This window comes from Yoonia sp. I 8.24 (genome assembly GCF_022096995.1).
Lineage (GTDB): Bacteria > Pseudomonadota > Alphaproteobacteria > Rhodobacterales > Rhodobacteraceae > Yoonia.
Map to the genome: position 1 here is coordinate 186,234 of NZ_JACXGQ010000001.1, position 19,716 is coordinate 205,949.

The 19,716-nt window shown below is 54.8% G+C and carries 21 protein-coding genes; 9 read left to right on the plus strand and 12 right to left on the minus strand.

Translation table 11 applies throughout. The annotated features are described in order from the left end of the window. Positions 1-24: 24 nt before the first annotated feature. The 10 genes from Yoon_RS00940 to Yoon_RS00985 form a co-directional block, all read right to left on the minus strand. Positions 25-1,248, minus strand: coding sequence for a cysteine desulfurase (locus Yoon_RS00940; RefSeq protein WP_238109331.1), 1,224 nt, complete (start codon positions 1,246-1,248; stop codon positions 25-27). Beyond that, positions 1,245-1,832 carry a YIP1 family protein gene (locus tag Yoon_RS00945; RefSeq protein WP_238109333.1) on the minus strand — a complete coding sequence of 196 codons (588 nt, stop codon included), beginning with the start codon at positions 1,830-1,832 and terminating at the stop codon, positions 1,245-1,247. The genes Yoon_RS00940 and Yoon_RS00945 overlap by 4 nt, the downstream gene beginning before the upstream one ends. Further along, the gene (locus Yoon_RS00950) at positions 1,829-2,329 is read right to left on the minus strand and encodes a YIP1 family protein (RefSeq protein ID WP_238109335.1); all 501 of its coding nucleotides are present in this window, start codon (positions 2,327-2,329) and stop codon (positions 1,829-1,831) included. The genes Yoon_RS00945 and Yoon_RS00950 overlap by 4 nt, the downstream gene beginning before the upstream one ends. Further along, positions 2,329-3,615: a SufD family Fe-S cluster assembly protein gene (locus Yoon_RS00955; protein ID WP_238109337.1), complete on the minus strand. Its 1,287-nt coding sequence runs from the start codon at positions 3,613-3,615 to the stop codon at positions 2,329-2,331. The genes Yoon_RS00950 and Yoon_RS00955 overlap by 1 nt, the downstream gene beginning before the upstream one ends. Next, on the minus strand, positions 3,615-4,370 hold the full coding sequence (gene sufC / locus Yoon_RS00960) for a Fe-S cluster assembly ATPase SufC (RefSeq protein ID WP_238109339.1): 756 nt from the start codon (positions 4,368-4,370) through the stop codon (positions 3,615-3,617). Before sufC ends, Yoon_RS00955 begins: the two co-directional genes overlap by 1 nt. 160 nt (positions 4,371-4,530) lie before the next feature. Beyond that, entirely contained in the window at positions 4,531-5,049 is a 519-nt protein-coding gene (locus Yoon_RS00965; protein WP_238109341.1) for a hypothetical protein, read from the minus strand. 156 nt (positions 5,050-5,205) lie between these two features. Continuing rightward, positions 5,206-6,009 (minus strand): FkbM family methyltransferase, encoded by an 804-nt coding sequence (locus tag Yoon_RS00970; protein WP_238109343.1) that lies wholly within the window; start codon positions 6,007-6,009, stop codon positions 5,206-5,208. Positions 6,010-6,059: 50 nt separating this feature from the next. Further along, on the minus strand, positions 6,060-7,583 hold the full coding sequence (gene sufB, locus Yoon_RS00975; RefSeq protein ID WP_238109344.1) for a Fe-S cluster assembly protein SufB: 1,524 nt from the start codon (positions 7,581-7,583) through the stop codon (positions 6,060-6,062). Between the two features lie 10 nt (positions 7,584-7,593). Further along, positions 7,594-8,628: a cysteine desulfurase family protein gene (locus Yoon_RS00980; protein ID WP_238109347.1), complete on the minus strand. Its 1,035-nt coding sequence runs from the start codon at positions 8,626-8,628 to the stop codon at positions 7,594-7,596. Positions 8,629-8,684: 56 nt separating this feature from the next. Beyond that, the gene (locus Yoon_RS00985; protein ID WP_238109348.1) at positions 8,685-9,146 is read right to left on the minus strand and encodes an Rrf2 family transcriptional regulator; all 462 of its coding nucleotides are present in this window, start codon (positions 9,144-9,146) and stop codon (positions 8,685-8,687) included. A gap of 164 nt (positions 9,147-9,310) precedes the next feature. Here Yoon_RS00985 and Yoon_RS00990 point away from each other — a divergent pair, with 164 nt between their 5' ends. The 8 genes from Yoon_RS00990 (at position 9,311) to Yoon_RS01025 (ending at position 16,356) form a co-directional block, all read left to right on the plus strand. Next, positions 9,311-9,964: an alpha/beta hydrolase gene (locus Yoon_RS00990; RefSeq protein ID WP_238109350.1), complete on the plus strand. Its 654-nt coding sequence runs from the start codon at positions 9,311-9,313 to the stop codon at positions 9,962-9,964. A gap of 4 nt (positions 9,965-9,968) precedes the next feature. Beyond that, entirely contained in the window at positions 9,969-10,370 is a 402-nt protein-coding gene (locus tag Yoon_RS17955) for a hypothetical protein (protein WP_370642066.1), read from the plus strand. Next, on the plus strand, positions 10,371-10,958 hold the full coding sequence (locus Yoon_RS01000; protein WP_238109351.1) for an HD family hydrolase: 588 nt from the start codon (positions 10,371-10,373) through the stop codon (positions 10,956-10,958). A gap of 77 nt (positions 10,959-11,035) precedes the next feature. After that, complete coding sequence (locus Yoon_RS01005; protein ID WP_238109352.1) at positions 11,036-11,737, plus strand: hypothetical protein; 702 nt, start codon at positions 11,036-11,038, stop codon at positions 11,735-11,737. After that, positions 11,734-13,248 (plus strand): DNA/RNA non-specific endonuclease, encoded by a 1,515-nt coding sequence (locus tag Yoon_RS01010; protein WP_238109353.1) that lies wholly within the window; start codon positions 11,734-11,736, stop codon positions 13,246-13,248. Before Yoon_RS01005 ends, Yoon_RS01010 begins: the two co-directional genes overlap by 4 nt. Before the next feature lie 107 nt (positions 13,249-13,355). Further along, the gene (locus tag Yoon_RS01015) at positions 13,356-15,482 is read left to right on the plus strand and encodes a DEAD/DEAH box helicase (protein ID WP_238109967.1); all 2,127 of its coding nucleotides are present in this window, start codon (positions 13,356-13,358) and stop codon (positions 15,480-15,482) included. Between the two features lie 79 nt (positions 15,483-15,561). Next, the gene (locus tag Yoon_RS01020; RefSeq protein ID WP_238109355.1) at positions 15,562-15,888 is read left to right on the plus strand and encodes a TfoX/Sxy family protein; all 327 of its coding nucleotides are present in this window, start codon (positions 15,562-15,564) and stop codon (positions 15,886-15,888) included. 45 nt (positions 15,889-15,933) lie between these two features. Beyond that, entirely contained in the window at positions 15,934-16,356 is a 423-nt protein-coding gene (locus Yoon_RS01025; RefSeq protein WP_238109356.1) for a DUF4112 domain-containing protein, read from the plus strand. On the opposite strand, the gene ndk is transcribed toward Yoon_RS01025, so the two are convergent. Then, positions 16,353-16,775, minus strand: a complete 423-nt coding sequence (ndk, locus tag Yoon_RS01030; RefSeq protein ID WP_238109357.1) for a nucleoside-diphosphate kinase — start codon at positions 16,773-16,775, stop codon at positions 16,353-16,355. The genes Yoon_RS01025 and ndk overlap by 4 nt on opposite strands. Before the next feature lie 200 nt (positions 16,776-16,975). On the opposite strand from ndk, the gene Yoon_RS01035 reads away from it, so the two are divergent. Next, entirely contained in the window at positions 16,976-17,452 is a 477-nt protein-coding gene (locus Yoon_RS01035) for a HugZ family protein (protein ID WP_238109358.1), read from the plus strand. A gap of 56 nt (positions 17,453-17,508) precedes the next feature. On the opposite strand, the gene Yoon_RS01040 is transcribed toward Yoon_RS01035, so the two are convergent. Then, positions 17,509-19,668 (minus strand): esterase-like activity of phytase family protein, encoded by a 2,160-nt coding sequence (locus Yoon_RS01040; protein ID WP_238109360.1) that lies wholly within the window; start codon positions 19,666-19,668, stop codon positions 17,509-17,511. Positions 19,669-19,716: the final 48 nt, after the last annotated feature.

A 19,716-nucleotide genomic window follows, 5' to 3' on the forward strand; every position in this document is an offset into this window, starting at 1 on the left:
AGAAAACCGCCAACGTCCGCGTCGTCAGGCAAAAAGATCGTGACAAAGCTCAAGCGCTTCAACCAGCGCGTCGACCTCTTGTGGCGTGTTATACATCCCAAATGAGGCCCGGCATGTGGCCCCGACGCCCATATGTTCCATCAGTGGCATGGCGCAATGGGTCCCGGCCCGTACGGCCACGCCTTTTTTGTCCAACACGGTTGAGATGTCATGCGCATGGGCCGCGCCTTCAATTGTGAACGAAAAAATCGCCCCTTTTGTCGCGGATTGGCCCTGAATATTGAGCCAATTCAGCCCGTCTAGCCGCTTGCGGGCATAGGTGCATAGCTGCGCTTCATGCGATGCAATCTGCGCCATCCCAACACCTGTCATATAGTCAAGCGCAGCCCCAAAGCCGATGGTTTGCACGATGCCCGGTGTGCCCGCTTCGAACATCATCGGCGGATCATTATAAACAACCGCATCGCGCGATACTTCGCGGATCATGTCCCCGCCGCCCATAAAGGGCTGCATTTCGGTCATCCGCTCTGGCGTGACATAGATCGCCCCGGACCCCGAGGGGCCATATAGTTTGTGGCCTGTGATAGCATAAAAATCGCAACCGATATCGGACACATCGACGGGCATATGCACGGCCGCTTGCGACCCATCGACCAAGACGGGCACACCTTTGGCGTGGGCACCGGCGGTAATCGTTTTCACATCAACCACTGTCCCTAAGACATTCGACATATGGGTTACGGCGGCCAATTTTGTTTTGGGGCCAATCGCATCGATGAATTTTTGCGGATCAAGATCCCCATTGGCATCCACATCAACCCATTTAATGGACACACCCAAACGTTCGCGCAAAAAGTGCCAGGGCACGATATTTGCGTGATGCTCCATGATCGACAGCACGATCTCGTCGCCTGGCTGCATCCGTGGCATTGCCCAGGCATAGGCCACCATATTGATGCCCTCTGTCGTGCCCGAATTAAAGATGATGCTATCCTCGGACGGCGCATTCAAGAATTTTGCGACCTTGCCGCGCACGGCTTCGTAGCGATCCGTCGCCAAATTGCTGAGATAATGCAGCCCGCGATGCACATTGGCGTATTCTTCGGCGTAGCCACGCGTGATCGCATCGATCACGACCTGCGGCTTTTGCGCTGAGGCCCCGTTATCCAGATAAACCAAGGACTTACCATTGACCTCGCGCGATAGAATTGGAAAATCTGCGCGTATCTTTTGGACATCAAAGCTCATGTCATATCTCCGGAAGGGGTTATGCCCAACAGCGCCATCATCACGACGACTGCAATAATTGTACCGATCATCGCAATGATCAGCGTGATCGTCGCTTTGCCCAGCGACGCAAACCCATGTAAAACATTAACAAAGTTAACTGTGCACCAGAACAGCGCAACCAACGCGCCAATTCCTAACAAAACCGCAAGCGTCGGACTGATCAGCATCAAAAAAATCTGGGCGACGTCGATTGTCAGACCTACGGCCTGCAACCAAATCACAGCAGTGAGAGCCCCGTCGAAATCGCCAGCACCGCCGAGCATTCGCCCCGCACGCGCAATCGCAAATGCCATTGCAAACATACTGCCCGCGATCAAAATCGTCAGGGTAATGGGCGTCACATAAACGGCATCCTCGATCGGTGGCGGCGACAGCATACTCACGATGGCGAGCAACATCAAATTGATGATCGCGACGACAATCACCCCCTGCACTAGGGTCGGCCGCGCAAAGCGTTCAGACAACACCCGTTCCGCCATATCCGCAGGGGCGTTCAACGTGGCGCCCACCGCGTGCAACCAACCTTGCAACGTGATATTCATGACTTTTCAGACTCAATCATGCATTGGATCCAGATAAACACGAATACCGCCGCCCAAATTGCGCCGACGACCAAAGATTGTGTGCCCGGCCCGATAAACCCGCGCACCAAACCGTGCAAAAGCAGCAATGGTGTCGTCGACAAAAGCGCCCAAAACAGCGAAAGGCGCGCCGTATACCAATTCCCCTGCCCGCCCATCAAGCGTGCGAGCAAGCGCGCAACCGCTGCCACCCCGTATAAAGCCAGCGGCAACATGATCACGACGGCATAGAACGTATAGGTCATCATGCCTTCGAAATTGATCTCGGGCGGCCAAGGGGACGGCTCAAATTCATTCGCAATGCGCGAAAGCCGGGGCCACTGCGCCACGAAGATCAAGAAACAGGCGATCATCACAAATGCGACGGCGCGATCTTCGCGCCGTCCCTGATCCAATAGCCCGCGGATCACAGCACGTGGCGCGCGCCATGTGCGGACGATATCAGCGGTAAGCGCCATCAGCTATGCCGCGCCAGCCAGCCTTCAAGCCGATCACGCAGTTCCTCGGCCAATGCCGGGTCCGCGATTTCGTCAAGCGCTTCGGCCATAAACGACAATGTCAGCAGGTTGCGCGCGACATTCATCGGCACCCCACGCGAGCGCAGATAAAACAGCGCGGTTTCATCAATCGCGCCCGATGTTGACCCATGCGAACACGCGACATCATCTGCGTAGATTTCCAGCTCTGGCTTGGCCAAAAACTGCGCATCCTCATCCAGCAAAAGCGACTGGCTAATCTGATAGCCGTCCGTTTTCTGCGCATCCGCTTTGACAAGAATCTTGCCTTGGAAAACGCCGGTCGCCCCGTTGCGCAGCACCTTTTTGAACACTTGGCGGCTTTCGCCGTTCAGCGCATCATGGGTGATGAACACAGTGTCATCATGGTGAAAATCTTTGCCGTCGCCGACGCAAACACCTGCGACATGGGCGATTGCATCGTCACCGATGATATCAAGCACACATTCATTACGCGTCATCACGCCGTTCACTGTCATGGTAAACGACTTGAACGTTGATTCCGCGCCTACCCTTGCAAAACAATGGGTTACAGTCCGACGCTCATGGTCACGGCCCTGTGTGCGGACATGGTGGAATGCACCGGTATCCGCGATATCAACTTCAAGGCAGCTAGAAAAACGCGCAGCACCGGGACCGGTTTCAAGCAATGTGATCTCTGCGCCCGCGTCAACCTTAACCAGATTGTGCAGGATCGCATCAGAGGTTTCATCGGCATGCAGGTAGGAAATATGAACAGGCTTGCTGACTTTGCCCGTCGCATGAATCACGATGCCATCGGTAGCTAAGGCTGTGTTCAAAACAGCCAACGGACGCTCAACCGGCGTTTGCCCACGTGTTTCAAGCACGCCGTAAAGCTCTTTGGCCCAGTGAATATCCGCCGCCATCGCATCAGACAGACGCATGATTTCAATGCCTTCACCTGCAAGCGCATCAGACGCATCTGCATCAAACACACCGTCAACAAAGACGATTTCTAGCCGGTCGGTGTCGCCAAAGAGCGGTGCCTCTTGTGCATCAAACAGCGCCGCTTTGGGGGCGGTCACTGCGGTCAGATCGGATGGATCCGTATATTTCCAATATTCATCACGCTTTGACGGCAGGCCCATGGCACGCAACCGCGTTAACGCATCCGCGCGCGCGGCCTGCGCCCATGCCGCACCCTCAGGCAGGGTCACCCCGGCCAAGCGCGCCTCTGTGGCGTCGGATTTGAGTTTCGCAATCGCCATTAGGACACCTCTGCCAGAATGTCAGCGTAGCCGTTATTTTCAACTTCAAGCGCCAACTCAGGGCCGCCGGTTTTAACTATTTTGCCATCTGCCATGATGTGCACAACGTCGGGTTTGATGTGATCCAGCAAACGCTGGTAGTGCGTAATCACAAGGAAGGACCGCCCTTCTGAGCGCAGCGCATTCACGCCTTCGGCCACAAGCTTCATCGCATCAACGTCAAGACCGGAATCGGTTTCATCCAAGATGCACATCTTAGGTGTAAGCATCGCCATCTGCAGGATTTCGTTGCGCTTTTTCTCACCGCCGGAAAAACCAACATTGACCGGGCGTTTCAACATATCCGCGTCAATTTTCAGGTCTTTGGCTTTGGCGCGTACTTCCTTAAGGAAATCGCCAGCGCTCAATTCCTCTTGGCCGCGTGCCTTGCGTTGCGCGTTCACAGCAGTCCGCAAGAACGTCATATTGCCAACACCGGGAATTTCGACCGGGTATTGGAACGCAAGAAACAAGCCCAAGGCAGCACGCTCTTCCGGATCCATATCCAGCAGGTCATCACCTTCCAGCAGCGCGCTGCCGTCGGTGACTTCATAGCCATCTTTCCCTGACAACACATAAGACAGCGTTGATTTACCAGACCCGTTTGGCCCCATGATCGCATGCACCTTGCCGGTTTCAACCGTCAGGTCCAATCCCTTTAGGATTTGCTTATCTTCATCTTCAAGTTTGACCTTCAGGCCTTTGATTTCCAGCATATTTATTCCTTCGACATAGCGGCACGTCCCCGTGCACAAGAGGTGACGCGACCGCGCGAAACGCGCGCCGCAATTCGTGAATTTTGATAAGGTAGGCCAGCACAAAATGCCCCAGCCGGGGCATGGCGCGTGCGATCATTGTGACGAAACGGTCTTGCGTCTAGTTCGTGCCCAACGCGTAAACGTTGCCCTGAATAACGATGGACTGCACTTTGGTTGTCGCTTGAATTTCGGCGACATATTCCGGCGTGTAGATTTTGCTCATCAGATCTGGCCACTTCCAGATCAGATTGTGCCCGGTAACCATCATCACACACAGGCCCGCAACTTGACCCAGACGACCAATCAGTTGACGCCGCTGCATCAAGGCTGAAAGAATCAGCACCAACCAAAGCCCGACCAGAAGATCGGTAAAGGTGACCACGGAATTGCCGCCCGATAGCCCAAAATACCGCACGCGCAGAACTTGCGCGCCGAACATCGCGGTGCTGCCTATCACCATAGAAACAAGGAAAGCCGACATCGCTTCGTTGGATTTTGACGGCGGCTTTTCGATCTTGGCGCGCGTGACCCGTTTGGGGATGTGCATCTGCAAATCGGGATCGTAATAGGAATTGTTGCGCGGATTTTTGATGCGCTTGATGCGCGCATTGAAATCCGTTTGCCCCATATTCGCCATGATGCGATACCTTTGCCACCAGTTGATCGCCAAAGCGTGCCAGCAAACTGCGGCAACTTCTGGGCGGCGCGGTGACGGTTGATGGGCGAATGAAGCCTTTCATACTTGTCGTAGAAACAATGCCCAGGCTGATTTGGCTTGGAGACATAGGACCAATCATTGCTTTGCCTCTTTCATTTGCGTGGCCTTCAAGGCTGTTCGTATCCTGCTCCAAACAACAGGGCGCTTAGGAACTAGCATAAAATTTTCATTCGCGCGGTAGCGACGGAACTGACCAGCAACGCGATAGCCATTCTCTTTGACCCATTCAAAAAATGCATCAGCGTTTTCGTTATCGACTTCTACAAATATCCTAGGGCGAGAGCGTTCAATAGTTTCAAATAGACCTGCCAAGACTTTTAACTCCATGCCCTCGACATCAATCTTGATCATATCGAAATCGCGCCCATCTGAGATAGTATCCGCTGTAACAAGTTGCAAATCCCCGCCTTCCAGCGCGACTTTACCGCCACCAATGTTTCGTGAATGAAATCGGATCGTCGCAGAATCGCAACTTTCCGACGAGACTCCAAGACCAAGCCAACTATCATCAACAACGCCATCTACTTGATTTAGAACCATATTTGTACGAAGTGTCTGAAACGCTTCGGGGTTTATCTCTACCGGGACGACGCTACGTGCTCGCAAAAATTTTGCTACATACAGGGAGTGGTTTCCTACATTTGCACCAATATCAAAAAACCGCCCACCAATCGGAAAGTACTGCTTAATGAGGTCGAGTTCTTCAGTTTCGTAAAACGTTCCGGATAGGTGATGGCGCTGAATAGCGTCACGCGGTTCTGTAACGGCAAAGAAAACCGCCTCCCCGTGTACACGACACCGCACGATCTCGGCCGCTGGTGACACAAATGTAGCCAGCGATGTCGTTGATACTGTTCTAGCCGATACAGCAGAGCTCATATTCTTACCTTAATTCTTTGCAGATGGCACTTCCACTAGACGCAAACGAACTAACCTACAGACCCTTCCAATGAGATCGCGACGAGCGCTTGCGCTTCCATTGCGAATTCCATTGGTAGCGCTTGTAGCACTTCTTTACAGAACCCGTTCACAACCAATGCGACGGCTTCTTCTTCGTCCATTCCGCGCGCGCGGCAGTAGAACAGCTGTTCATCGTCCACCTTGGATGTGGTTGCTTCGTGCTCAACCCGGCTGCTGTTATTTTTGACTTCGATGTAGGGTACGGTGTGCGCGCCGCATTTGTCGCCGATCAGCAAGCTGTCACATTGCGTGTAGTTGCGTGAATCCTTGGCTTTGGGGTGCATGGAGACAAGGCCACGGTAGGTGTTTTGCGCCTTGCCCGCTGAAATCCCTTTGGACACGATCCGCGACTTGGTATCTTTTCCCAAGTGCACCATCTTCGTGCCGGTATCGGCCTGCTGCATGTTGTTGGCGATGGCAATTGAATAAAACTCGCCTTGGCTTTCGTTGCCACGCAGGATGCAGCTTGGATATTTCCATGTCACAGCAGAACCGGTTTCGACTTGGGTCCACATGATTTTTGACCGATCACCACGGCAATCCGCACGTTTGGTTACAAAGTTATAGATCCCACCAACGCCGTTCTCATCTCCGGGGTACCAGTTTTGAACGGTCGAATATTTCACTTCGGCATCTTCTTCGATGATGATCTCAACCACAGCGGCGTGCAGCTGGGCCGTGTCACGTTTTGGCGCGGTGCAGCCTTCGAGGTAGGACACATAGCTGCCTTTATCGGCAATGATCAGCGTGCGTTCAAACTGACCAGTATTTTCAGCGTTTATGCGGAAATAGGTCGACAGTTCCATCGGGCAGCGCACGCCGGGCGGTACGTAAACAAACGACCCATCTGAAAAGACCGCTGAATTCAGCGTGGCATAGAAATTGTCCGACGGCGGCACAACGGTCCCGAGATATTTCTTGACCAACTCAGGGTGCTTTTCAATCGCTTCCGAAATCGAGCAAAAGATCACGCCTGCTTTTTCCAACTCTTTTTGGAACGTGGTGCCCACAGAAACGGAATCAAACACCGCATCAACCGCAACTTTGCGCCCTTCCGCGGGGATATCTTCGGCGCCTTCGACACCAGCAAGGATCATCTGCTCTTTAAGAGGAATACCCAGTTTCTTGTAGGTCTCCAAGAGTTTCGGGTCCACCTCATCCAGCGATTTTGGCTTTTCTTCCATGCTCTTGGGGCGGGCATAATAGTAGATGTCTTGGAAATCGATATCAGGGTAATCGACCATCGCCCAAGTCGGCTCTTCGATCTGCTCCCAACGTGCAAAAGCAGATAGACGCCAGTCGGTCATCCATTCAGGTTCGTTGTTTTTGCCGGAAATCAGTTTCACGATATCCGTGTTCACACCCTTTGGGGCGTAATCCATCTCGATCTCGGTATTCCAGCCGTATTTATAGGTCCCCGATAGCTTGGAAACTGCATCTACGGTTTCTTGATCAACGCCATCTTTGACTTCTACGTCTTTGATATCCGACATGTTTATCCTCTCAGGCGGCCCGAAGCCGCGCCCGTTTTTGTGTCCAAGCCTGCACAAAGCGCATGACTTCATCTTCTGTTGTGTTGACCCCGAGCGACACGCGAAGCGCGCTTGCTGCAGCATCACTATCCAATCCTAACGCGCCCAAAACCCGGCTGGTCTTCACCTTGCCAGATGAACAAGCAGAGCCGGCCGACACGGCAAAGCCGGCCAAATCCATCGCCATCACTTGGGTTTCACCCTTCCAGCCAGGTGTCGCAAAACAACTGGTGTTGGGTAATCTGTTCGCGTCTTTCCCGACGAAAATAGTATTCTTTTCGGCGGTCTCAATGGCCTTTTCTAGAATATTTCTAAGTTGTGCAACCCGTTCCCATTTTCCGGCTGCTAAATCGGCCTGTGCTGCGGTCACCGCAGCCCCCATTCCGGCAATCGCAATCACGTTTTCAGTGCCCGAACGGCGGCCCATTTCCTGACCACCACCCTTGATTTGTGCCGCAACATCAGTGCCCGCAGGGAAAATCAACGCGCCAACCCCGGCCGGACCGCCAAACTTATGGGCGGATAGAAACACCATCTGTACGCCCGACCATGCAAAAGCGAATGGCACCTTGCCAAACCCTTGGGTGATGTCGCTCACTGCTAACCCGGCAGGCAAATCCTGCACGATCCCGGTTTCAGAGTTCGCCAATTGCAACACCGATTCTGACGGATTATCAACAACGGCCAAACCGTCGCGCAGGCCCAACACCGGATCGATCCACGCATGGACCGCATCATGTTCAACTAGCGTGCCCCTTAATCCGCGGCCCGCCAGCGCCAGCGCCGCCGCCTCTGTCGCACCCGATGTAAACACAACATCGGCCCCGGTCGCGCCAACCGCCTCAGCAACCTGCAATCGCGCCTTTTCAACAATCGCCTTAGCCGCGCGGCCTTCGGCGTGCACGGATGACGGGTTGCCGACGACATCCATCGCCGCAATCATCGCCGCACGCGCCTCAGCACGCAAAGGGGTGGTCGCATTATGATCGAGATAAGTTCTTAACATATCATCTTGCCAAAAATACTCCGGGGGAGGCCGCAGGCCGGGGGCAGCGCCCCACTTTATTCTTCATCCACAATCTCGAACAACGCTGGCACTGCCGGACACGGCACCAACCCGTTGCCCACCACATCAGACAGGCGGGCTTGATGCAAAAACACGTAGACATGTGCGCTCAGACCTTCCCACAAGCGGTTGGTCAGCGATTGCGCACGCGACCCAGATGCGCCGCCCGATGCGCCTGCGCCCTTATGCATCGCCGAAACTGTTTCATCGACAGCCCCCAGAATATCGGAAACACGCATTTCAGAGGACGGACGTGACAGACGGTACCCGCCGCCCGGCCCGCGCACGGAATCGACCAAACCCGCGCGGCGCAGTTTCACAAATAGCTGCTCAAGATAGGGCAATGAAATGTCCTGGCGCTTTGAAATCTCTGTCAAATTGACCAATGTATCGGCAGGTTGCAGTGCTAAATCTGCGAGCGCCACCATGGCGTAGCGACCTTTTGTGCTTAATTTCATCGCAGTTTTCCCTATGCAGACGCAATTTCATTGACGGCGCGGCGCTGCGTGATTACTTCACCGTGACCAGATAATGTGGGATCTCCCCCAGATTAGAATCTTTCTAAGGTGCCTGAGCATTTTCGTCAACAATGCTATTGGCTCCGCAGCAGCGACGGAACACTATGCCCGAAGTTATTTTCCCCGGACCAGAAGGACGCCTTGAAGGGCGTTACCACCCTCAAAAAGACCGCGACGCACCAATCGCGATCGTCTTGCATCCGCATCCGCAGTTTGGCGGCACGATGAACAACCGGGTTGTCTATAATCTGCACTACGCATTTTATAACATGGGCTTTACGGTTTTGCGGTTTAACTTCCGTGGTGTGGGTCGCTCTCAGGGTGAATATGATCAAGGGGTTGGCGAATTGTCTGATGCCGCCTCCGCGCTGGATTACCTCCAATCGATGAACAACAATTCTAAGCATTGCTGGGTTGCGGGTTTCTCATTCGGGGCATGGATCGGCATGCAGCTTTTGATGCGCCGCCCTGAAATCACCGGGTTTATCTCGGTCAGCCCACCTGCCAATATGTATGACTTCAGCTTTCTTGCACCCTGCCCTTCTTCGGGATTGATCATCAACGGATCAAACGACCGGGTCGCACCACCTGCGGACACTGTGAGCCTTGTGAATAAGTTGCACGAACAAAAAGGCATCACTGTCACCCATGATGAAATGCAGGGCGCGGGCCACTTCTTTGAAGAACCGCATATGGACCCTATGATTGACACCGTCAAAACCTATGTGCGGCGGCGTCTGACTGAAAACACACGGTAATCCCATGGCTGACTCGTATCTGGATCAAGTTGCAGACGAACTCGCGGATCTGGCGCTTGCTGATCAGGCCGCCTCTGGTGATATTGGGATCACCGAAACGATCGGTAACCTATTGGGGGCTTCGTCACAAACCTTGCAAGAGGCGTTTTTGACCGCGGTGCGTGTCCGCCGTGCCGAAGCGCGCGCACGCGCGCTGCTAGCCGAACGCGAAGCCAACAACTACCAAGATGGTCCCGCCCCCAAAGCAGCCCCGCTACAAGGCCTTTCAGACGAAGAAAAAGAAGCGCAGCTTGACGAAGAAGTCGCTGATCTTTGGGGTGGCACCGTTAAACCATCACCTGAAGACGAAAAACCTGAACCTGATCCTGAACCCTCCGTGAATATGCCACGCCGTGTGAAACGCTAGATGACCGATAGGATCAACGCGCAGCTTGCGTTTTTGACCGAGGCCGACAAGCTCAAATCCACCCTGCGTGCAACCACGCTGTGTGACGGGTCGCGCCGTGAAAACTCGGGTGAACATAGCTGGCATATTGCGCTTTACGCGATGGTCATGGCCGAACATGCGGCCCGTCCGGTACAGGTCAACCGGGTCATTAAGATGCTGTTGATCCACGATATTGTTGAGATTGACGCCGGCGATGCACCGATCCATGGCGATCATGATCCCGTCGCCCAAGATGCGATTGAACAGCGCGCAGCTGACCGTATTTTTGGCCTGCTCCCCCATGATCAAGCTACAGAATTTCGTGCCCTTTGGGATGAATTCGAAGCCGCGCAAACGGATGATGCGATATTCGCAAAATCCATCGACCGCGTGCAGCCGGTCATCGCGAACCTAGAAACCGGCGGTGGCACTTGGCCCGCATATAATGTCACGCCTGCACAGCTAGAGACCCGCGTCGGCAGCAAGGTCGCGCGTGGCGCGCCAGCAATTTGGGAAGCGCTGAAAGCACGTATCGCAACTTGGTTCGCGCATAATCCACCCACCTAGGCTTTCAAATATTCTTGACCCAAGGGAATTTGCAACTGTAGGCTGCGCCTATTCTTCTGCCATTTTTCGGGACGCATATGCCCAAATCCGCCAAGATTTCATTTGTACTTGCTGATGCGCAAGTTCAGCAGCCCGTCACCAAATTTGGCGGGCAGCCCGTGTGGATCGGCGCGCCAACCTGGCCGATTGATGATGAATTCGGCGAACAGATGATCTTTGTCGCACAGTTTGCGCTTACACCCGATCTTTTTCCCGGCAGCAAAGAAAGCGTGGTCTATCTTTTTGTGGCAGCCTCCGAACCCGTGACGACCGACACAACAACCTGTATTGTGCAATCTGCACATGCAGCCATTCCAGCCACGTGCAAAACCACCCCCGAATTAACCGGCCCCAGCGTGATCACCCTGAGGGATGAGGTCGAAGAACAGCTTGAATACGCCGTCACATTGCAGACCGTGGACGAACCTACTGTTGCCCTTGCAGACCGATTTACGAAATCGGAATTGTCGCTCAAAGATGGCTATCAGTTTCGCCATACGGCCCTTGCTGGGTGCAAGCTGGCGGGTCAACCTATTTATGTCGAACAGCAACAGGCCCCTGAATATTTCCGCAACCCTGATTGGGTTCACATCTGCCAGCTCGCGCCCGATCACGGGTATTTCGCCCAGTTTCAGCCCAACTTTTACCCCTTCGTACTTGAGCTGGGCGAGTATGGGCTTCTAAATGTGTTCATCAACACCGACGGCACGCGCGCTGTGGCCTATGTGCAGTCACTATGAGCCTGCAGCAGCATCAACCTCGTAAACATAATCCCCCCGCACCCAATCGGGTCACGCCGCACCCTAAGGGTGCACTGCAAGATGCAGCAGATCACTCCCCGGCACATGCGCATTTGACGGCACTGCAACGGATGGCCGATACGCGGCAGCTTGCGCAGGATGACACGCGAGAGGATGTGACCGACAAGACAAAATCGCCCGAGGAAACGCAGCCCCCTGACGCCGCGTACTCCGATCCGACATCGCCAGACGCCCCGGCCGACCTGCGCAAACGTGCCGCCGCCGATAAGCTAAAGGATTTGATGGCTGGCGCGGCCCAAACCAAAGACAGTCTGACCAAGCTCTTACAGGTGGTTGCCGACCGATTTCATCTTAGCGCCGCGCGTGTTGAAGGCGAAGGTAAGACCGCAAAGGTAGCGCTATATGCATCACCCGCCCTGTTTATTCCGCTAACAACTGCCCCGATCAGCGGTCAGTTTGCGGGAGCGACCGCCGCCGGGCGCACTTCGGTCGCGAACGGCGATTACATCCGTGCGACCAATTACGATGGCCCGTTCGAAGCCCCCGGAAAACAAGCTTTTGACCAAATTGAGTCCCGATTCAATGGCGTACCTACATTTGCTTCGACGCCCGCGACCGTTTCAGCTGGCTCAAAAAAGAAGAAGAAAGGCGACGGTTCGGCACTCGCATCCACCGTTCCCAATAATCCCGGGTCAGAAGGGCTTTGGACCCAATACGAAGCTGGCACCTATATGCGCGCAGGCACGGTAGAGGCGCTTACAAGCGTAAAACGCGGCGCGGGACGCTCAGGGACGGGTGAGACCATCTTTGGCCGATTTGGTTACGACGAAGAGGTGATCCTGTCAGGGATGGGCGGTTTTTATAATGGTGGCCATATGGTTGGTGATCAGCTGATGGATAGCAAGAAAGCCTTTAGCCTCTACGAAGATTGGAACCTCGTCCCGCAAGTCGCGACGTTCAACTCACCTGTCTATACCAGCGCGCTTGAAAATCCGATTGTGCGCGCCGTGGAGGCCGGGGCGCAAATCAGATACACTGTGCGGGTCCAATATCCTGATAGCACCTATACAGTTTTACCTTCGGTGCTGATCGCCCGGCTATATGCTGCGACGGACAGCTACCGCACCCATGTCGAAGCTGCGCTCACTTATGACCCGACACTCAATGCGCCCTTTACATTTCGGCGGCGCGTCCCCGGATTTTGGCAAGCCACGGCCGAGGTTGTCACGGGCCCTAATATCAGTTCTGGCAACATTAAGGAGCGATTTACCGAAATCTACGATGATGACGCGACCAAAGTCGCGGCTGGTGCAACCTATACCCCTACCGGTTTTGAACGCGTGCGCTACATGCTCGAAACCGACGACGACGGAACTGGATATACTGTTTCAACGGGCCCGCAGCCTGTCGATGGGGTTTTTGGCAAATCCTACGACTATGATGATCAGGCGAAGGTACAGATGACGGCGCGCCAAAAGACGCTTTCTTAGCCTGTTGTATTTAAAATCGGCGCGAAATCCCGCGCAGCCCCTATACAAATGCGTCATGTCGGCGTAGTGCGCACGCTTACCCGCCAGAAAGCCTTCCGATGACAACGATGATCCAGACCCTTGCCGATGCCCTAGCCAAACAAGGCTATACAGATTTGACCCCCGTCCAAGAGGCGGTCACCGCGCCCGAATTGGAAGGCCAAGACTTGCTTGTCTCGGCCCAGACCGGATCAGGGAAAACCGTTGGTTTCGGGCTCGCGATTGGGCCGACAATCTTGGGCGAAGATGGCCATTTCGGCCCTGCGGGTCGCCCGCTTGCGCTGGTGATCGCACCAACACGCGAACTGGCCTTGCAGGTGAAACGCGAATTGCAGTGGCTTTATGCAGGTGCAGGCGTGACGATGGCCTCGACCGTTGGTGGGATGGATATGCGCGACGAACGCCGCGCTTTGGATCGCGGGGCACATATCGTTGTGGCCACCCCAGGCCGGCTCAAAGATCACATCATGCGCGGCAGCCTTGATATGTCAGACATGCGCGCAATCGTCTTGGACGAAGCCGACGAAATGCTTGACCTTGGGTTCCGCGAAGATCTCGAATTCATTTTGGGCGAAGCGCCTGAAACCCGCCGCACGCTGATGTTCTCGGCGACTGTGCCGCCAATGATTGCAAAGCTTGCGAAATCCTATCAGCGCGATTCCATCCGGGTCGCCACCGCAACCAAAGAAAAGCAGCACAGCGATATTGAATACCGCGCGTTGACCGTCGCGAACCACGACATTGACGCGGCGATCATCAACTGCTTGCGGTTTTATGATGCCCCGAATGCGATCGTGTTCTGTAACACGCGCGCCTCGGTCACACGTTTGACAACACGGCTTTCAAACCGTGGCTTTGCGACGGTGGCTTTGTCGGGTGAGCTGTCACAAAATGAACGTTCACACGCGTTGCAAGCCATGCGCGATGGGCGCGCACGCGTTTGTGTGGCCACAGATGTTGCCGCCCGCGGGATTGACCTGCCCAATCTTGAATTGGTGATCCACGCTGAATTGCCGACCAATGCAGAAACATTGCTGCACCGCTCTGGCCGGACGGGTCGTGCGGGCCGCAAGGGTATTTCAGCGCTGATCGCACCCGCAAAAATGCGCCGCCGTGCTGAAAACCTGCTCAAGTGGGGCAAGCTGACCGCGACATGGGCTGTGCCGCCCACCGCCGATGAGGTCAAAGCACGCGACGAAGAACGCCTGTTGCAAGATCCCGTTTGGTCAGAAGATTTCAGCGAGAGCGAACAGGAATTCGCGACCCGCCTGCTCGCGCAACATGCGCCCGAAAAAATCGCCGCCGCGTATTTGCGTCTTTACGCAGGCAAGCAATCCGCGCCAGAGCATTTGTCCGAATATAAGGACGGTCCACAGCGCGGCGAACGCGGTGACCGCCCCGAACGCGCCCCGCGCGAGCATAAGGCATTCGGCCCGTCCAAATGGTTCAGCGTCGATGTTGGCCGCGAAGGCAAGGCCGAAGCGCGTTGGTTGCTGCCAATGATCTGCAAGGCCGGCGGGATCACCAAGAATGAAATCGGGGCGATCCGCATTCAGCCGAATGAAACCTTCGTAGAGATTGCAGAACCCGCGGTTGCTGGGTTCCTCAAGGCCGTTGGCGGCGATATGAAGCTCGAAAATCAGGCTAATTTGACCGCACTTGATGGCGCACCACAGCTGGGCGAACGTGGACCGCGTAAAACCAAACGCGACTATGATGATCGGTCCAAGCGTGATTTTGGCGACAAACCTAAACGCGACTATGGCGATAAACCAAAACGCGATTTCGGTGACAAACCTAAACGTGCAGCCCCGCGTGATCGTGGCGCCCCACCCCCATCATCACAGCATGATGTCGCGGCGATCCAGCCCGTACCGGGTGCCGCAGATGATTATGCGGCACGCAAGCCGCGCCACAAACCGGCCCGCAAGGATCACGGTGACGCGCTTGTCGCGAAACGCGGAAAGCCGCCTTACAAAGCGAAATCTGACGGTGGGAAGCCCCCTTACAAGGGTAAATCCGATGGTGGCAAGCCAGCGTTCAAAGGCAAATCTGACGGCGCAAAGCCCGGATACAAAGGTAAATCCGATGGCGGCAAGCCAGGTGCAGGTAAACCGCGCACCAAGGCGAATGACACGTCAAAACGCTTTACGCCGCCCGGTGGTAAAAGCAAACCACGCAAACCACGTGGGTAAAATCATCTTCAGCCGCGCCCCTATAAGGTGCGGCTGAATTCTTCTGGGCATCCGCGCGGCCCCTGCATAAACTGCCCCCATGACAGCGCTGACATCCATCAAAAATATCGGTCCCGCGTTTGAAAAATCGCTGACAACTGCGGGTATTACCACTGCGGAACAACTTCGCGATTTGGGCGCAGATGCGGCCTATCAGCGTTTGCTTGAAAACGGCAGCCGCCCGCATTTCATCGGCTACTATGTCTTGCACATGGCCCTTCAGGGTCGCCCGTGGAACGACTGTAAAGGCGAAGAAAAGAAAGCTCTGCGCGCCTCTTTTGACAAGATTGTCGTTGGGAGCTTTGACACGCAACGCTCTAAACTAGAACAATTTTTAGACCAAATCGGTGTGGTTGATCGGACTTAAGTAAACACCCTTCACATTTATGTGCGAATCGTGTATGTTAATGTCATGAACATTGAACAAGATATTAATTTTGAACTGTCCCGCCTGCGTAAAACAGCATGGCGCATGGACGCATTATTCTACATCCCGCGCACCAATATTACGGTTGGTCTCGACAACGTCTTGGGCCTTGTGCCCGTTGTCGGTGACATTGCGGCGCTGATCCCATCTGTATGGATGATTAAACAGGCGCACCGTCTGGGGGCCACGCCGGGCACATTGGTCTATATGGGGCTGAATACGTTAGCCGATTTTGTGATCGGTAGTATTCCGATTATCGGTGATATTTTCGACGCGCTCTACAACGCCAATATCCGCAACTACCGCGCCCTAGAGGTAAATTTGAACAAAAAAGCCGCCCGCGCCAAAGAGGTGCGGACGGCCTCAAAAGATCTCGGCTGGGCGAACCCTAACCTACTGGCGGATTAGCCAACCAGTTCAAGACCTGAGAAGAAGAATGCGATTTCTTCTGCAGCTGTTTCTGGCGCATCTGACCCGTGAACAGAGTTTTCGCCGATTGAAAGTGCGAACTCTTTACGGATTGTGCCTTCTGCGGCGTCGGCTGGGTTTGTGGCGCCCATTACTTCGCGGTTTTTCGCGATCGCGTCTTCGCCTTCAAGAACCTGAACAACGATTGGCTCAGAGATCATGAATTCACACAGTTCGCCAAAGAAAGGGCGCTCAGAGTGGACACCGTAGAATTGCTGGGCTTGGGCCAGTGTCATTTGAATGCGCTTGGATGCAACGATACGCAGGCCTGCGTCTTCAAATTTCGCAGCGATTTTGCCGGTCAGGTTACGTTTTGTGGCGTCAGGTTTGATGATTGAGAATGTGCGCTGGATTGCCATGATATAAGGTCTTTCATTGCATGGGGTTTACGTTGTGGCACCCCCTAACATGGGCTGTGCGATGTGAAAAGAGGTAGTGAATATAAGCAGCAAATTCTTGTTGCTCTGCGCCGTCTCGCTTGCACAGATGCGGACCATCGCTCACAACGATGTCAGGCAGCCTATGATGCGACCCGGAAACCCCAACTCAAAGCGACCCAATGCCTGAGCTATTTCAATCCCCCAACGATGAATCGCGTACGCTGACCGCTCAGTTAATGGCGCAAGCCACCCATGCCGCGCTTGCCTTTACCGTTGCGCCTTCGCGGCCCTCGGTCACCCGGATCGGCATCACCTTGACACCTGATGGAACGCCGCTGGCGCTTGTTTCGCGGCTTGCGGCGCATACTGCCGCAGTGGAAGGCGCGCCAGATTGCGCTTTGTTGATCGGTGACGTGGGGGAGAAGGGTGATCCGCTCACGCATCCGCGCCTAACGCTGCAGTGCACCGCTGAGATGATTGAGAAGACCCATGCTGACTATCAGGGCCTGCGCGACCACTTTCTGGCACAACGCCCGAAATCAAAGCTCTACATTGATTTTCCAGATTTTCAGCTGATCCGCTTTCACCCGACCGAGGCGCATTTGAACGCGGGCTTTGGCAAAGCGTTCAAGCTCACTCCAAAAGACTTGGGCTAAAACGCAAATAGCCGCACCAAATTGGCGCGGCTATCTTTTCTTCGGTGGCGAAAGACTTAGTCGTCTAGGCCGTCAAGCGCCCAGAACATGGTCTCGCCAGAATGATCATCCACACCATCATTGTCTGTGACAACATAGGCGGTGCCATTTGGCGTAAAGGTCAGACCTTCGACTTTATCCAGCACGTAGCCGCCGGTTGATGTCAGATCAGGCAGCAGGTCACGCACCAGCTCTTTGGTGACAACAGGCAGGTCGCCGCCCAATGGCGCGGGCACCATTTGGTCAAGCGATACGCGGGTGATTTGTTTGACCACCGCATTGGCCCCGATCTGATTGTCGCGCTCAAGCAGGTAAACATAGTCGCCTTGGGCAACGATTTCTGACAGGCCGATCCACCCGGTCGCAGGTGTTTCGAGCGGATAATGCACCGCGCCCCATTCTTCTGTCTCAAGGTTATAGGCAACGAGCTTTACCAAACCAGCGGCGTCATCTTCCCATTCGCGCTGCACGGCCATCCAAAGCGTATCACCAACAACAGTGATCCCTTCGAAACCAAAGCGTTTCTGCACGCCCAGCAGTGCGTTTGGCAGACCGATTTCTTGATCAATCGCGCCATCCGCATCTACATGGTAGATCGCATGTGGCACGTTGCGGTCGATCCGGCCTTCAGAGGCGATCCAATAGCCACCCTGCCCATCAACAGCGATCCCTTCCATGTCCATCTTTTGCGCGGGGTAGCCGCCCCGTGTCACAGGTGTCGCAGTCACAATCTGTGCAGGTGTCGCGCTGACATCCACGGTAAAGATTGTCGGCTGGTAGCTGTAAAAGCTGTCATTGACCGCAACCAAAGTCGTGTCATCAACAGCCGCCAAACCAGATAGCGCGCCCCAGCCGATCAAGCTGTCAGCGCCCGCTGATGTGATCATCGGGTATGTGGCGTCTGCATCTGAATATTCAAAGATCATCACATGGCTGCGCACGCCGCCATCTTCGATCAGATCCACTTCGTTTGCGGATACCAGCAGGTTGCGCGATGGGATTGCAACGTAGCCTTCTGGCCCGATCCCTGATGGCAAAAGCTGGGTCAGCACAGGGTTTGCGAGGTCCGACACATCGTAAACCCCAACCATAGAGGCGCGCTCAGCGCCGACAAAAACCATCGGCGTGTCGCCGAACGTCGCAGTTTCAATAGATTCAGGCTCGACGCCCTTGCTGTCGGACCGCTTGTCCGGGTAGTGGCCAGCTTGGATAACCGCATATTCAAAGTTAGTGCCTGCGTCGTAAACGACTGTGCCGCCTGCGTTGAAAATGGTCCAACCGCGTGTGCCGCCGTCCATATCACCCTCGTTCGCGGTGGCGAAATGCGTGTCATCGATCCATTTGACCGCATCAGGTTCGCGCGGCAGATCAGATTGGCTTTCGGTGAAAATCAACGCGGCACGCTCATCCGTTGCGTCAATGTTTTCAAGATCAACAGTGCCTGCGCTAAAGTGGTTTTTGATCACACCATCGCGGCCAACCACAACCATATGGTTGTTTTCTTGCATGCCGACGATCACATCGCCTGCGCTGTTGATATCCACGAATTCTGGTTCAGGGTCTTCGGGGCTGATTTCGGCCAAATCAGTCATAGCCACATTGATCAGCGTGTCGCAGTCAGCAACGCCATCCGCGATCTGTACCAACGTCAGCGCGCCAGCGGGCAATTGGCCGGTACGACCATCGCCCAAATCTTCGTCACGCTCATTCTCAATCGCAACCGCTACAAAGGACCCGTCTTTGGCAACCGCGATGCTGTCAGGCTGGCCGGGCAGTTCGCAGCTTGAAAGTTCTTCACCGGTGACGGTGTCGACAGCGGCCAAACGGCCAGAAGGTGCCGTATAGCTTTCAGAGGTATTCACCCCCACAAACGCCACGTTGCCCACGATCCCAACCGATGTCGGTTCGCCGTTCACGTCGATATTACCAAGCGGCGTAGGGTTCGCCGGATCAGTGATATCGATGCGTCCAATCACGCCCAAGGGGCTGTCGGTATACACAAGCGTCATGCCGTCAGCGGTAGCTGCGATAATCTCGGCAGATGTTTCGACAGCTTGATCACCTGAACCTATGTTCAGGTGCGTCGGGAACGAGGCAATACGGTTAAACGTGTCGGCCTGCGCGAAGCCAGCGGAAAGCGCCAAAACAGAAGTCAGGCAACAAAAACGGTATGTCATGATGATCCTTTGCGTTAATTATCTGCCCCGCATGGCCAAGCCAGATGA

Bases quoted from the DNA above. Each gene is read 5' to 3' on its own strand.
- Yoon_RS01005 (WP_238109352.1), top strand. From the start codon at position 11,036: ATGCCCAAATCCGCCAAGATTTCATTTGTACTTGCTGATGCGCAAGTT.
- Yoon_RS00940 (WP_238109331.1), bottom strand. From the start codon at position 1,248: ATGAGCTTTGATGTCCAAAAGATACGCGCAGATTTTCCAATTCTATCG.
- ndk (WP_238109357.1), bottom strand. From the start codon at position 16,775: ATGGCAATCCAGCGCACATTCTCAATCATCAAACCTGACGCCACAAAA.
- Yoon_RS00980 (WP_238109347.1), bottom strand. From the start codon at position 8,628: ATGTTAAGAACTTATCTCGATCATAATGCGACCACCCCTTTGCGTGCT.
- Yoon_RS00965 (WP_238109341.1), bottom strand. From the start codon at position 5,049: ATGGCGAATATGGGGCAAACGGATTTCAATGCGCGCATCAAGCGCATC.
- Yoon_RS01000 (WP_238109351.1), top strand. From the start codon at position 10,371: ATGACCGATAGGATCAACGCGCAGCTTGCGTTTTTGACCGAGGCCGAC.
- Yoon_RS00970 (WP_238109343.1), bottom strand. From the start codon at position 6,009: ATGAGCTCTGCTGTATCGGCTAGAACAGTATCAACGACATCGCTGGCT.
- Yoon_RS01025 (WP_238109356.1), top strand. From the start codon at position 15,934: ATGAACATTGAACAAGATATTAATTTTGAACTGTCCCGCCTGCGTAAA.
- sufB (WP_238109344.1), bottom strand. From the start codon at position 7,583: ATGTCGGATATCAAAGACGTAGAAGTCAAAGATGGCGTTGATCAAGAA.
- Yoon_RS17955 (WP_370642066.1), top strand. From the start codon at position 9,969: ATGGCTGACTCGTATCTGGATCAAGTTGCAGACGAACTCGCGGATCTG.
- Yoon_RS01040 (WP_238109360.1), bottom strand. From the start codon at position 19,668: ATGACATACCGTTTTTGTTGCCTGACTTCTGTTTTGGCGCTTTCCGCT.
- Yoon_RS01020 (WP_238109355.1), top strand. From the start codon at position 15,562: ATGACAGCGCTGACATCCATCAAAAATATCGGTCCCGCGTTTGAAAAA.
- Yoon_RS00945 (WP_238109333.1), bottom strand. From the start codon at position 1,832: ATGAATATCACGTTGCAAGGTTGGTTGCACGCGGTGGGCGCCACGTTG.
- Yoon_RS01010 (WP_238109353.1), top strand. From the start codon at position 11,734: ATGAGCCTGCAGCAGCATCAACCTCGTAAACATAATCCCCCCGCACCC.
- Yoon_RS00990 (WP_238109350.1), top strand. From the start codon at position 9,311: ATGCCCGAAGTTATTTTCCCCGGACCAGAAGGACGCCTTGAAGGGCGT.
- Yoon_RS00950 (WP_238109335.1), bottom strand. From the start codon at position 2,329: ATGGCGCTTACCGCTGATATCGTCCGCACATGGCGCGCGCCACGTGCT.
- sufC (WP_238109339.1), bottom strand. From the start codon at position 4,370: ATGCTGGAAATCAAAGGCCTGAAGGTCAAACTTGAAGATGAAGATAAG.
- Yoon_RS01015 (WP_238109967.1), top strand. From the start codon at position 13,356: ATGATCCAGACCCTTGCCGATGCCCTAGCCAAACAAGGCTATACAGAT.
- Yoon_RS01035 (WP_238109358.1), top strand. From the start codon at position 16,976: ATGCCTGAGCTATTTCAATCCCCCAACGATGAATCGCGTACGCTGACC.
- Yoon_RS00955 (WP_238109337.1), bottom strand. From the start codon at position 3,615: ATGGCGATTGCGAAACTCAAATCCGACGCCACAGAGGCGCGCTTGGCC.
- Yoon_RS00985 (WP_238109348.1), bottom strand. From the start codon at position 9,146: ATGAAATTAAGCACAAAAGGTCGCTACGCCATGGTGGCGCTCGCAGAT.